The sequence below is a fragment of the Streptomyces sp. NPDC021212 genome, assembly GCF_044332925.1.
In the GTDB taxonomy this organism is placed as follows: Bacteria; Actinomycetota; Actinomycetes; order Streptomycetales; family Streptomycetaceae; genus Streptomyces.
The window spans coordinates 547,957-561,794 of record NZ_JBIRPZ010000002.1 but is presented as its reverse complement, the minus strand read 5'-3'; the positions used below and the strand labels follow the sequence as shown (position 1 = coordinate 561,794).

Sequence of the window (13,838 nt, the reverse complement as noted above, 5' to 3'; positions counted from 1 at the left end):
CGGTGTTACAGCGGTGGTGTCAAACTTCAGGCTGAGGGCGGACCCGGATGGCGGCGGCAGCAGACGTGGGCGGAACGACGGGGCACGGGCCGCTGGCCGGGGTGCGGGTGGTGGAGCTGGCCGGGATCGGGCCCGGGCCATTCGCGGCCATGCTGCTCGGGGACCTGGGCGCCGATGTCGTACGGGTCGACCGGCCCGACCGCCCCGGGGGCCTGAAGGTCGACCCCGAGTACGACCTCACCAACCGCAACAAGCGCTCCGTCCTGCTCGACCTGAAGTCCGAGCAGGGCCGGGACGCCGCGCTCGGCCTCGTGGAGCGGGCCGACATCCTCATCGAGGGCTACCGCCCCGGCGTCGCCGAGCGGCTGGGCCTCGGCCCTGACCCCTGCCTGGACCGCAACCCCCGGCTCGTCTACGGCCGGATGACCGGCTGGGGGCAGGAGGGCCCGCTCGCCGGTACGGCCGGGCACGACATCGGCTACATCGCCATCACCGGCGCCCTGGGCATGATCGGGGAGGCCGATGGCCCGCCGGTGGCGCCCGCGAACCTGCTCGGGGACTACGCGGGCGGCTCGCTCTACCTCGTCATCGGCGTCCTCGCCGCCCTCCAGCACGCCCGCTCCGGCGGCACCGGCCAGGTGGTGGACGCGGCGATCGTGGACGGCACCGCGCATCTGACCGCCGTCCTGCACGGCATGATGGCGGCCGGCGGCTGGCAGGACCGGCGCGGCAGCAACCTCCTCGACGGCGGCTGCCCCTTCTACGGCACCTACGAGACCGCCGACGGCGGTTACATGGCGGTCGGCGCGCTGGAGCCCGCGTTCTACACCGAGTTCACCGAACTGCTCGGGGTCGCCGACCAGGCGCCCAACCGCCGCGACATCGACAGCTGGGACCGGCTGCGCGACGTCATCGCCGCCCGCTTCAAGGAGCGCACCCGCGAGGAGTGGACGGCCGTTTTCGCCGGGTCGGACGCCTGCGTCGCGCCCGTCCTGTCGCTGCGCGAGGCCCCCGGGCATCCGCAACTCGCCGCCCGCGACACCTTCGTCGACGCGGCGGGCATCACCCAGCCCGCCCCCGCCCCGCGCTTCTCCGCGACCCCCGGGCGGGTGCGCGGCGGCCCCGCCCGGCCCGGCGCGCACGCCGCCGAGGTGGCGCGCGACTGGGGCGTACCCGGCGTCGCTCCGGCGACGCCCACCGACCCGGCCCCCTGATCCGCCCACCCCCGAAAGGCAGCTGACGTGAGCACCGAAGCGTACGTGTACGACGCCATCCGCACCCCGCGCGGACGCGGCAAGGCCGACGGCGCCCTGCACGGCACCAAGCCCGTCGACCTCGTCGTGGGCCTCATCCACGAGATCCGGCGGCGCTTCCCCGAACTGGACCCGGCGGCGATCGACGATGTGGTGCTCGGCGTCGTCAGCCCGCTCGGCGACCAGGGCTCCGACATCGCCAAGGTCGCGGCCATCGCGGCGGGGCTCCCGGTCACCGTGGCGGGTGTCCAGGAGAACCGCTTCTGCGCCTCGGGCCTGGAGGCCGTCAACCTGGCCGCGGCCAAGGTCCGTTCGGGGTGGGAGGACCTGGTGCTGGCGGGCGGCGTCGAGTCCATGTCGCGCGTGAAGATGGGCTCCGACGGCGGCGCGTGGTTCGCCGACCCGATGACCAACTACGAGACCGGCTTCGTCCCCCAGGGCATCGGCGCCGACCTCATCGCCACCCTCGGCGGCTTCACCCGCCACGACGTGGACACCTTCGCCGCGCTGTCGCAGGAGCGGGCGACCCTGGCCTGGAAGGAGGGCCGCTTCGACCGCTCCGTGGTCCCGGTCCGCGACCGCGCCGGGCTGACCGTCCTCGACCGCGACGAACACATCCGGCCGGGCACCACGCCCGAGACCCTGGCCGGGCTCAAGCCGTCGTTCGCGGCGATCGGCGAGGCGGGCGGCTTCGACGCGGTGGCGCTCCAGAAGTACCACTGGGTGGAGGCCATCGACCACGTCCACCACGCGGGCAACTCCTCCGGCATCGTGGACGGCGCGGCCCTCGTCGCCATCGGCAACCGCGAGACCGGCGAGCGCTACGGGCTCGCGCCCCGCGCCCGTATCGTCTCCGCCGCCGTCTCCGGCGCCGATCCGACCATCATGCTCACCGGCCCGGCCCCCGCCTCCCGCAAGGCCCTGGCCAAGGCCGGGCTGGCCATCGACGACATCGACCTGGTCGAGATCAACGAGGCGTTCGCGGCGGTCGTGCTGCGCTTCGCCGAGGACATGGGGCTCGGCCTGGACAAGATCAACGTCAACGGTGGCGCGATCGCCATGGGCCATCCGCTGGGCGCCACCGGGGCGATGATCCTCGGCACGCTGGTGGACGAGCTGGAGCGCCGCGGCGAGCGCTACGGTCTGGCGACGCTGTGCGTGGGGGGCGGCATGGGCATCGCGACGGTGGTCGAGCGGCTGTAGGTGCCTGTTCCCCACCCCGCCCCTTCCCGAACCGGGGACTCCGCCCCCGGCCCCCACCGGGTCTCCGCCCCTGGCCCCTGCCCGGGGGTGCATCCCCCGGACCCCGCCCGGAGCTCGGGCGACCGGACCCCCTCCGGGGTTCGAGTCCTGGGCCGTGTCCGGGGTCCCGATCCCTGGGCTGCGGGCGCTGTGCCCCTGGGCCTGCTGGGGTTCGGGCCCTGGCTCCACTGGGGTTCGGGTCGGGCCCTGTCCGGGGTACCGGTCCGTGGGCTGCGGGGTCGTGCCCTTGGGTCCGCCTGGGGTGTTGGCTCTGGGTTCCTCCGGGGTTCTGGTCCCGGACCCCTTCCGGGGCTCTGGTCCTGGCCCCTCCGGGGTTCGGGTCGTGGGCCCTGTTCGGGGTTCCGGTCCGTGGGCTGCGGGGTCGTGCCCTTGGGTCCGCCTGGGGTGTTGGCTCTGGGGTCCTCCGGGGCTCTGGTCCCGGGTCCCCTCCCGGGGTTCCGGCCCTGGCCGCACCGAGGTTCCGGGCCGGGAGTTCCTCCGGGGGCCCGCCAACGGCCCCCACCCGGCCCACCGGCCCACCGGCCCTACCGGCACCGGCCCTACCGGCCCACCGGCCCTACCGGCCCACCGGCCCTACCGGCCCACCGGCCCTACCGGCCCACCGGCCCTACCGGCCCACCGGCCCTACCGGCCCTACCGGCCCTACCGGCCCACCGGCCCTACCGGCCCTACCGGCCCTACCGGTCCACCGGCCCTCCGGGCCTCGCGGGGTGGGGCCGCGGGGGCGGCGGGGGAGCCCGGGCGGGGCCCGCCTCGGCCGTCGTCCGCAAACAACCTTCCGATCCGCTTCCGAACCGCTTCCGTTTCACCCCTCGCCCCCTGGAGACCGTCAGATGAGCAACGCCACCGCCTCGACCATCCGCTGGGAGCAGGGTGACGACGGCATCGTCACCCTCGTCCTCGACGACCCCGGCCAGTCCGCCAACACCATGAACGCCGCCTTCATCGCCTCCCTCGACGCGGTCGCCGACCGGCTGGAGGCCGAGCGCGAGTCGGTTCGCGGGATCATCGTGACCTCCGCCAAGAAGACCTTCTTCGCGGGCGGCGACCTCAAGGACATGGTCACGCTCGGGCCCGATCAGGCCCAGCAGACATTCGAGACGAACCTGCGCATCAAGCGCGGACTGCGCCGCATCGAAACGCTCGGCAAGCCCGTCGTCGCCGCGATCAACGGCGCGGCGCTCGGCGGCGGATTCGAGATCGCCCTCGCCTGCCACCACCGGATCGCGCTCGACATCCCCGCCTCCCGGATCGGCTTCCCCGAGGTCACCCTCGGCCTGCTGCCGGGCAGCGGCGGCGTCGTCCGGTCGGTGCGGCTGCTCGGCGTCGCCGACGCGCTGCTCAAGGTGCTGCTCCAGGGCACCCGGTACGCCCCGCGCCGGGCGCTGGAGGCGGGGCTGGTGCACGAGGTCGTGGACACGCCGGAGGAGATGCAGGACCGGGCGCGTGCCTTCATCGACGCCCACCCCGAGTCGCGGCAGCCGTGGGACGAGAAGGGCTACCGCATCCCCGGCGGCACCCCGGCGGACCCGAAGTTCGCCGTCAACCTGCCCGCCTTCCCCGCCAATCTGCGCAAGCAGCTGGGCGGCGCCCCCTACCCGGCGCCGCGCAACATCCTCGCCGCCGCCGTCGAGGGCTCGCAGGTCGACTTCGAGACGGCGCAGACCATCGAGGCCCGGTATTTCACCGAACTGGTCGTCGGCCAGACCGCCAAGAACATGATCCAGGCGTTCTTCTTCGACCTCCAAGCGGTCAACTCCGGTGCCAACCGGCCGCAGGGGATCGAGCCGCGCAAGGTGCGCAAGGTCGCGGTGCTGGGCGCCGGGATGATGGGCGCGGGCATCGCGTACGCCTGTGCCAAGGCCGGTATCGAGGTCGTGCTGAAGGACGTCTCCGACGAGGCGGCGGCCAAGGGCAAGGCGTACGCGGAAGGGCTGCTGGCCAAGGCGGTCGCCAAGGGCCGTACGAGCGAGGCCCGGCGCGACGCGCTGCTGGCCCTCATCACCCCGACCGCCGACCCGCGCGACCTGGCGGGCTGTGACGCCGTCATCGAGGCGGTCTTCGAGGACCCGGCGCTCAAGCACAAGGTCTTCCAGGAGGCCGAGCCGATCGTCGCGCCGGACGCCCTGCTGTGCTCCAACACCTCCACCCTGCCGATCACGACGCTGGCGGAGGGCGTGGAGCGCGCCGACGACTTCATCGGGCTGCACTTCTTCTCACCCGTCGACAAGATGCCGCTGGTCGAGATCATCAAGGGCGAGCGCACCGGGGACGAGGCGCTGGCCCGCGCCTTCGACCTGGTGCGGCAGATCAGCAAGACCCCGATCGTCGTGCGCGACTCCCGCGGCTTCTTCACCTCGCGCGTCATCGGCCACTTCATCAACGAGGGCGTGGCGATGATCGGCGAGGGCATCGACCCGGCCTCGGTCGAACAGGCCGCCGCCCAGGCGGGCTACCCGGCCAAGGTGCTCTCCCTGATGGACGAACTCACCCTGACCCTCCCGCGCAGGATCCGCGAGGAGACGCGGCGCGCGACGCTGGAGGCGGGCGGCGAGTGGCGGCCGCACCCGGCCGATACGGTCATCGACCGCATGGTGGAGGAGTTCGGGCGCCCGGGGCGCAGCGGGGGAGCGGGCTTCTACGAGTACGACGCGGCCACCGGCAAGCGCCTGCGGCTGTGGCCGGGGCTGCGCGAGCACTTCGGCAGCACCGGCGACAAGAGCATTCCCTTCGAGGACATGCAGGAGCGCATGCTGTTCTGCGAGGCGCTCGACACGGTGCGGCTGCTGGAGGAGGGCGTGCTGACGTCCGTCGCCGACGCCAACATCGGCTCGATCCTGGGCATCGGCTTCCCCGGCTGGACGGGCGGAGTGCTCCAGTACATCAACGGCTACGAGGGCGGTGTCGCGGGCTTCGTGGCACGCGCCCGGGAACTCCAGGCGGCGTACGGGGAGCGGTTCGCGCCGCCGCCGCTGCTGCTGGAGAAGGCGGAGCGGGGCGAACTCTTCACGGACTAGCGGCCGGGCACGCCACACCGCTGCGCCGATATCCGGCGGATATCGGCGCAGCTATGGCGAGATATGGGGGTGCATCGCGCCGTGCCGACCGGGTGGACTGTCCCCATGAACAATGATCAACCCACCATGTACGTATTGGTCCACGGCGCCTGGCACTCCTCCTGGCAGTGGGCGTCCACCCAGCGCGCGCTGGCCGGGCTCGGGGCGCTGAGCCTCGCGGTCGACCTGCCGGGGCACGGCTTCGACGCACCGGTGCCCTCGGGCTATCACGACCCCGGCCAGCCGGGTTTCGCCACCGAGAAGTCCGCGCTGGCCGGGCTGACCCTGGAGGAGTGCGCCGGGGCCGTCGTCTCGGCGCTGCGCGCGGTGCGCGGCCACCGCAGGGTCGTCCTCGTCTCGCACAGCGCCGGCGGCGTCTCCGCCTCCCTGGCCGCGGAGCGGGCTCCCGAACTCGTCGACGAGCTGGTTTACCTGGCGTCCGTCGTGCCCGCCGGACGCCCTCGCTTCGCCGACTACATGGCGGCCCCGGAGCAGACCGCGACCGCCCGCGGCCGGGGGCTGATGGTGGGCGACCCGGAGGCCATCGGCGCGTTCCGCGTCAACCCGCTGTCCACCGACCCGGAGTACGCGGAGGAGCTGCGGCTGACGTACTACCAGGACGTCCCCGCCGGGTCCTTCGCCCGCTGGCGCCACGCGCTGAGCCCCGATCTGCCGTTCGCGATACCGACCACCCCGGTCGCCCTGACCCGGGAGCGGTGGGGCCGTATCCCGCGGACGTATCTCCGGTGTGCCGAGGACCATGCCCTCACACCCGCCATGCAGGACCTGATGATCGCGGAGGCCGACGCGGCGATGCCGGACCACCCCTTCGCCGTGCGGACGCTGCCGGGTGGCCATGCGCCGTTCGCCATCCGCCCGGCCGAGCTGGCGGCCGCCCTCGTAGGGGACTGAGAGCACACGGTCGTAGAAGGCTCAGCCGGCGTCCGTCCCGTACCAGGCCCGCAGCTCCTGCTTCATCGACCGCTGAAACGCGATCACCAGCGCCTGCACCACCAGCGGCTGCATGTCCGCCGACAGCGACTTCTTCGCCGCCACCCGCTCCGCCCCGCCGCAGCACTCCGGCTCCCGCTCCGGGCCCCACACCTCGTCGCGGAAGAGCCGGCCCAGCTCGCGGGCCACGGATCGGCTGTGCTCCAGGACGACCGTATGGGCCGCCAGTATCGTCTCCAGGTCGATCGGGATGTCCAGCAGCCGCAGGCCCAGATGCAGCACTCCGGGGTCGACGCGGAAGACGTCCGGCCGGTCCGTGCGCTCCAGCGCGTGGAGGGCGGCCAGCCGGTCGATGTCCTCGTCCGACAGGTCGCGCCCCGCGCGCCGGGCCAGCTGCTCACGGGTCGCCTCCTCGGGCGCCTCGGGGGCCCAGGAGGCGACGAGGGCGCGGTGGATGGCGAGATCGTCGGCGCTCAGGTCCGCCGGGAGCTGTCCCAGATAGCGCTCGATGGCGGACAGGGTCATGCCGTGGTGCTGCAACTCCTCGATCAGGGCGAGCCGCGACAGGTGCCCGGGCCCGTAGTGCCCCACCCGGCGCGGGCCGATGGCGGGCGGCGGAAGCAGTCCACGGGTGCCGTAGAAGCGGATCGTGCGGACGGTCACCCCGGCCCGGGCCGCCAGCTCGTCGATGGTGAGGGTCGGTTCCTCGCTGGTCGGCCCCTCGCTGTCAGGGGTGGTCATCGGCGCGCGCCTCGCTCTCCGCTGTGCTGCCTGATCGGGTGCATCAGTATTGCTGTCTCATCATCACTGTGAAACCTTCCGGCCTTATCCGATCGCACAGAGATCCGTCCGCACCGTTGACGCTCTCTTTACCCGGCCCATAGCGTGCATCGCTGTTCAGCTCTGTTCGTTTTCTTGCGAATATGTGAGGTGAAGTCGGATTGGGCACGGTACGCGACAGGTACGGCGCACGGCTGATCGCGGTGGTGGCCGCCATGGCCACCGCCCTCGGAGCCGCCCTCACCACGGCGGACAGCGCCGCCGGAAGAGCGCCGGACGCGGGCAAGTTCCCCGCCGATGTGCACAGTTACCTCGAGAATCCGGAGAAGACCGGTGAGGGCCAGGAGCCCCCGCACACCCGGCTGAAGCCGGTCGGTCCCGACGCGGAGAAGTGGCAGCGCAGCCTCGACGGCAGCTGGCGCTTCGCCCTCGCCGACAAGCCCGAGGACGCCCCCGAGGGCTTCTGGAAGGAGGACTACGACGCGTCCTCTTCCCAGGGATTCCAGCGCGTGAAGGTCCCGCACACCTGGCAGACCGACGACCTCGACCACCCGATCTTCCGCAACATCGACGGCGAGATGGTGCCCGAGGACCCCCCGAACGTCCCGCACGACGTCAACCCCACCGGGGCGTACCTCAAGGACGTCCAGGTGCCCCGAAGCTGGGACGGGCGGCGCCAGGTGCTCCGCTTCGACGGGATGACCTCCGGCGCGTTCGTCTGGGTCAACGGCCGGTACGTCGGCTACGACCAGGGCGGCTACGTCCCCGCCGAGTTCGACGTGACCGACTATCTGCGGCCCGGCCACAACCGCGTCGCCGTCCAGCTGCACCGCTGGAGCGCGGGCTCGTACCTGGAGGACTACGACCAGTGGCGCTTCGCGGGCATCTTCCGCTCGGTGTCGCTGTACTCCACCCCCAAGACCCGGATCGAGGACGCGTACGTCACCACCGACCTCGACGCCGACTACCGGGACGCCACGCTGCGCACCGAGGTCGACATCGCGCGCGCCGAGGGGGCTGACGAGGGCAAGCAGCGGGTCACGGGCGTGCTGTACGACCCGCGCGGCCGCGAGGTGCGGCGGCTGTCCGCCGAGGAGGCGGACGGCAAGGCCGAGCTGACGGCGGAGGTGAAGAACCCCGCCAAGTGGTCCGACGAGACGCCGAACCTGTACCAGCTCGAACTCACGCTGCGCGACGCCGACGGCAAGGCGACACAGACCGTCGGGCAGAGCGTCGGCTTCCGCGAGGTCGAGGTCAAGGACAAGCAGCTCACGCTCAACGGCAAGCGCATCCTCATACGGGGCGTCAACCGCGCCGAGACCGACCCCACCACGGGCCGGCACGCCACCCGGGAGCGCATGGAGCAGGACGTACGGCTGATGAAGCGGCTGAACGTCAACGCGATCCGCACCTCCCACTACCCCTCGGACCCGTACCTCTACGAACTCGCCGACCGCGAGGGCATCCTCATCGACGACGAGATGGAGGTCGAGACCCACAGCTTCGAGGACTGCCCGGACCGCTGCCTCGCCGAGAAGCCCGAGTGGCAGAAGGCGTTCCTGGAGCGCCACCAGGGCATGGTCGAGCGGGACAAGAACCACCCCAGCGTCATCATGTGGGACACCGGCAACGAGGCCGGGCTCGGCAAGGCGCACTACGCCATGGCCGAGTGGACCAAGAAGAACGAGCCGACCCGGCCGCTCTACCACCAGCCCAACCGGCCCGACGGCGACGCGCCCTTCGCCGACATCGCGGGCCCCCGCTACCCCACGCCCGCCAAGCTCGAAGAGAAGGCCAAGACCTTCACCAAGCCGATCGTGATGGGCGAATACGCGCACGCGATGGGCAACAGCCTCGGCAACTTCCGCGAGTTCTGGGAGGTCATGCGGAAATACCCCAGGGCCCAGGGCGGCTTCATCTGGGACTGGGCCGAGCAGAACATCAAGCGCCCCCTGATCACCACCCCCGACTCCTCCGGCAACCGCATCGTCGTCGGCCTGTCCGGCAAGCCGAAGGTCGTGGACGGCCGCAGCGGCAAGGCGCTGTATCTGTCCGGTCTCGACGACTTCGTCGAGACCTACCGCGACCCCTCGCTCGACCTGACCGGCAAGGCGGTCACCCTCGACGCCCAGGTCAAGCCCGCCGAGCCGTTCACCGGCGACTTCACCATGGTCAGCAAGGGTGACCAGTACGTGCTGCGGATGAAGGACGCCGACACCCTGGAGTTCACGATCACCAGCGGGGGCAAGCCCCGCACGGTGACCGCGGACGTCCCCGAGGGCTGGACCGGCGCCTGGCACCGCGTCACCGGCGTCTACGACGGTGAGCGCCTGCGCCTCTACGTCGACGGCAAACAGCTCGCCGAGACCGAGTGGAGCGGGCGTATCGACTACACCGGCTACGACCTCGGCGTCGGCCGCAACGCCGACACGATGGAGGACGGCTACCCCGGACGCACCGCCAAGGGCACCATCGACCAGGTCCGCGTCTACGGCAAGGCGCTCGGCGCGGCCCGGCTCGCCGCCGGTGACGACCCGAAGCGGGACGCCCTGATCGCCCTGGACTTCGACACCTTCCAGCGCAAGGGCGACTACCTCAGTTACGGCCTCTACGAATCCGGCGTCGACGGCCTGGTCACCGCCGACCGCAAGCCGGAGCCGGAGACCGCCCAGCTCGCCTGGGTGCAGGCGCCGATCCGGATCACCGACGCCGACGCCCGCGGCGGCAAGGTCAAGGTCACCAACGAGCGCGTCTTCACCGGAACGTCCGATCTACGCTTGCGCTGGAAGGTGACCGAGGGCGCCAAAACCGTCGCGAGCGGAACCCGCGCCCTGGACGTCGGGCCCGACGCGAGCGAAGAGGTCCAGCTGCCCGCCCCGCCCGCGAACCCGGGCGGCTACGAGCGCTACCTCACCGTCCAGGCGGTGACCGCCCACGACACCGACTGGGCCAAGGCCGGACACGTGGTCTCCTTCGGGCAGTTCGCCGTCGGCGGGGACAAGGTCCCCGAGCCGGAGCCGACCCGTACGAGCGGCACCAAGGCCACCTCGTCCGTCAAGGGCGACACCGTCGAGGTCACCGGCAAGGACTTCCGCTACACGTTCGACAAGAAGAAGGGCACGCTCACGTCGATGCGCGCGGGCGGCCGCGAACTGATCACGTCCGGCCCCGAACTCGACGTCTGGCGCGCCCCGATCAGCAACGAACGCTCCGAATGGGGCACCGCGGAGGGCAAGCAGTGGCGCGCCCTCGGCCTCGACCGGCTGCGCGCCACCGTCGTCGGCATGAACGTGACCCCGGGCGACGACGGCACGGTCACCGTCGCCTTCACCACCACCGTGACCCCTCCGGAGGCGACCAACGCGTCCTTCGACCAGACCATGACGTACCGCGTCGACGGCTCCGGGGAGATCGGCATCCGGCACCAGGTCCAGGCGCGCGACGAGGCCGCCGAGCTGTCGTACCTGCCGCGGGTGGGCATGCAGCTGAGGGTGCCGGAGCGGTACGACACGTTCCGGTGGTACGGCCGCGGACCGGTCGAGAACGTCAACGACCGCAAGGACGGCACGCCCATGGGCGTATGGTCCTCCTCCGTCGAGGACCAGTACGTCGAGTACCTCAAGCCTCAGGACCACGGCAACCACGACGACGTGCGCTGGGCCTCGCTCACCGACGGCCGCGGCGGCGGGCTGCTGGTCTCGGGCGACCTGGAGGTGGGCGCCAGCGCGTACGACGACCTCGACCGGGCCGCCTACCCGCACTTCCTGAAGCGCAACGACGGCTGGAACACCCTGCACGCCGACCACGCCGTCACCGGTGTCGGCGACACCCCGAACCCGGTGCGCGACCAGTACCGGGTCAAGGCCGACAAGCGTTACGACTACTCGGTGACGCTCCGGCCGCTCGCGACGGACTGACCGCGACCGCACCACAGCCGATGCCCGGGCCACCGCCCGGGCATCGGCGTGTTTTCCGCACTCCGGGGGCGCGCGTGACGATGGAAGCATGAGCACCACACACCGGAACGCGCCGGAGCCGCCGCCCGTCGGCGGCATCCTGTGGTCCATCGCGGGCGACATACGCAGCGTGCTCGCCCTGCCCGCCGCCACGGCCCTGCAGGTGGCGCACCCGGGCGTCGGGGCGGGCGTGGACCAGCACTCCGCCTTCCGCACCGACCCGTGGGGGCGCGGCGAGCGGTCGCTGCGCTCGGTGCAGCTGTGGATGTACGGCGGGAGGGACGACGCGGCCGAGGAGGGCCGCCGGCTGCGCAAGGTCCACGAGACCATCCGGGGCACCGACGCGCACGGGCGCCCGTACCGTGCGCTGGATCCCGCACTCTACGCCTGGGTGCACGCCACCGCCTTCCCCGCCTACCTCCAGGCCCAGCGCCACCTGGGCCGCCGCCCCTTCACCGGGGCGGAGGAGCGGCAGCTCTACGCGGAGCTGCTCCGGGTCGGCCGGGTCCTCGGCATCGAGGACCGGGACATGCCGCCGACGGTCGAGGAGTTCTGGCCGTACTACCGGCGGGTACTGCGCGAGGAGCTGGAGGCGACGGCCGTCGTACGGGAGCTGGTCACGGTCGACCGCTCCCTGCCGCCGCCCGACCGGGGCCCGTGGCCCGTGCGGCTGGCGCTGCGCGCCGCCTGGCCGGTCCTCGTGTCGCCGTTCGCCCGGCTGCGGGCGTTCCTCACCGTCGGGCTGATGCCGCCGGACGCGCGCGAGGCGATCGGGCTGCCGTGGACGGCGGCGCGGGAGCGGCGGCTGCGCCGGTTCGGCCTCGCCGTGCGGGTGGTGGTGCCGCTGCTGCCGGAGCGGTGGCGGTACCTCCCGGTGGCCCGCGAGGCACGCCGCGCCGCGCGCCACAAGGGCCCGTCCCCGGCCGCTCAGCGGGCCGGGGACGGCTGACGCCGCGTCACCGCTCGGAGTGCGCCGCCTGGATCCGCTGCCAGGACTTCGGCCGCGCCGGCGCCCCGGCCGGGCTCAGCTCCGCCGCCTTCGCCTGCGTCGCCCCCGGCTTCGACGGGGTGAACAGCCAGGCGTCGAAGAACGCGGCGAGGGGCTTCCCGGACACCTTCTCGGCGTAGGCCACGAAGTCCTTCACCGAGGCGTTGCCGTACCGGTGCTCCGTCGTCCAGCCCTTCAGGATCGCGAAGAACGCCTTGTCGCCGACGCGGTTCCGCAGGGCCTGGAGGGCCAGCGCGCCCCGGTCGTACACCGCCTCGTGGAACTGGTTCGCCGCGCCCGGGTCGCCCGGCTCGACCTTCCAGAACGGGTCGTCGGCCGGGTAGGAGGCGTACGTGTAGTCCGCCAGCTCCTGCGCCGTGCCCTCGCCCTCCTTCTCCGACCACAGCCACTGCGCGTAGCTCGCGAAGCCCTCGTTGATCCAGATGTCGCGCCAGTCCTTCAGCGAGACGCTGTCGCCGAACCACTGGTGGGCCAGCTCGTGCACGACCACCGACACGTTCGAGCCCTTGGCGAACTTCTTCGGTCCGTAGAAGGGCCGGGTCTGGGTCTCCAGCGCGAATCCGGCGGACACGTTCGGCACATAGCCGCCCAGCGCCTCGAAGGGGTACGGGCCGAAGACCGTGGACTCCCAGTCGGCGATCTCGCCCGTCCGCTCGATGCTGGCCCGCGCCGCGCCCGCGTTGTCGCCGAGGTCCTTGCTGTAGGCGTTGATCACGGGCAGCCCGTTCGCGGTGGTGTCCGTCGTGATGTCGAACTTGCCGACCGCGAGCGTGGCCAGATAGGTGGCCTGGGGCTTGGCAGAGCGCCAGTTGTAGCGGGTCCAGCCCAGCCGCGAGCTGCTGGACGTCAGGATGCCGTTGCTGATGGCCTGCGTACCGTCCGGCACCGCGACCGAGACGTCGTACGTGGCCTTGTCCAGCGGATGGTCGTTGCTCGGGAACCACCACCACGCCGACTCCGGCTCATTGGCCGCGACCCCGCCGTCCGGTGTCCGCTGCCAGCTGGTGAACCCGCCCGCCTCCACCTTCGACGGCGTACCGCTGTAGCGCACCACGACGGTGAACGGGCGGCCGGAGTCGAGCGCCGCGGAGGGGGTGATCTCCAGCTCGTGGTCGCCGGTCTTCGCGAACGCCGCCTTCTTCCCGCCCACCAGCACCTCGCGCACATCGAGCGCGAAGTCGAGGTTGAACCGGGACAGGTCCTGCTTGGCGGTGGCGACGATCGTCGCCGTGCCCTCCAGCCCGTCCGTCTTCGGCTGGTACTTCAGCCGCAGGTCGTAGTGGGAGACGTCGTAGCCCCCGTTGCCGTACGACGGGTAGTAGGAGTCCCCGATGCCGGGCGCGCCGGGCGTCGGTTCGGCCGCCAAGGCCGGGATCGCCAGCAGCAGGCAGGCCGCGGCCGCGCTCGGGACGATGAGCTTGTGGTGACGCACGAGTCCTCCAACTCGTAGGGGAGAACGATCACTCGCGACTCTATGTACTCCCTGTGCGCACTTCCCGTCCATCCGTGATCTGACATGCAATCGACATCCAGCCGCCACACGGGCCCCGCCTCATTGATCAGGACGCCG

At 72.1% G+C, this 13,838-nt stretch carries 8 protein-coding genes; 6 read left to right on the top strand and 2 right to left on the bottom strand.

The annotated features are described in order from the left end of the window. Nucleotides 1-47 precede the first annotated feature (47 nt). The 4 genes from ACH4SI_RS06760 to ACH4SI_RS06745 all read left to right on the top strand — a co-directional run bounded on the left by ACH4SI_RS06760 (nt 48) and on the right by ACH4SI_RS06745 (nt 6,484). Nucleotides 48-1,214 (top strand): CaiB/BaiF CoA transferase family protein, encoded by a 1,167-nt coding sequence (locus ACH4SI_RS06760; protein WP_398293347.1) that lies wholly within the window; start codon nt 48-50, stop codon nt 1,212-1,214. Nucleotides 1,215-1,241: 27 nt separating this feature from the next. Continuing rightward, nucleotides 1,242-2,456: an acetyl-CoA C-acetyltransferase gene (locus tag ACH4SI_RS06755; RefSeq protein ID WP_398293345.1), complete on the top strand. Its 1,215-nt coding sequence runs from the start codon at nt 1,242-1,244 to the stop codon at nt 2,454-2,456. An 893-nt stretch (nt 2,457-3,349) separates the two neighbouring features. Beyond that, complete coding sequence (locus tag ACH4SI_RS06750; protein WP_398293343.1) at nt 3,350-5,533, top strand: 3-hydroxyacyl-CoA dehydrogenase NAD-binding domain-containing protein; 2,184 nt, start codon at nt 3,350-3,352, stop codon at nt 5,531-5,533. 105 nt (nt 5,534-5,638) lie between these two features. Next, nucleotides 5,639-6,484, top strand: coding sequence for an alpha/beta hydrolase (locus tag ACH4SI_RS06745; protein ID WP_398293341.1), 846 nt, complete (start codon nt 5,639-5,641; stop codon nt 6,482-6,484). A gap of 21 nt (nt 6,485-6,505) precedes the next feature. Here ACH4SI_RS06745 and ACH4SI_RS06740 read toward each other — a convergent pair whose 3' ends face one another. After that, on the bottom strand, nt 6,506-7,264 hold the full coding sequence (locus ACH4SI_RS06740) for a MerR family transcriptional regulator (RefSeq protein WP_398293339.1): 759 nt from the start codon (nt 7,262-7,264) through the stop codon (nt 6,506-6,508). A gap of 200 nt (nt 7,265-7,464) precedes the next feature. Between ACH4SI_RS06740 and ACH4SI_RS06735 the strand changes: the two genes are divergently transcribed. Further along, on the top strand, nt 7,465-11,220 hold the full coding sequence (locus ACH4SI_RS06735) for a glycoside hydrolase family 2 TIM barrel-domain containing protein (RefSeq protein WP_398293337.1): 3,756 nt from the start codon (nt 7,465-7,467) through the stop codon (nt 11,218-11,220). An 88-nt stretch (nt 11,221-11,308) separates the two neighbouring features. Then, nucleotides 11,309-12,208 carry an oxygenase MpaB family protein gene (locus tag ACH4SI_RS06730; RefSeq protein ID WP_398293336.1) on the top strand — a complete coding sequence of 300 codons (900 nt, stop codon included), beginning with the start codon at nt 11,309-11,311 and terminating at the stop codon, nt 12,206-12,208. Between the two features lie 7 nt (nt 12,209-12,215). On the opposite strand, the gene ACH4SI_RS06725 is transcribed toward ACH4SI_RS06730, so the two are convergent. Then, a complete protein-coding gene (locus ACH4SI_RS06725) occupies nt 12,216-13,700 on the bottom strand; it encodes a M1 family metallopeptidase (RefSeq protein WP_398293334.1) in 1,485 nt (494 codons plus the stop codon). Between the last annotated feature and the right edge of the window lie 138 nt (nt 13,701-13,838).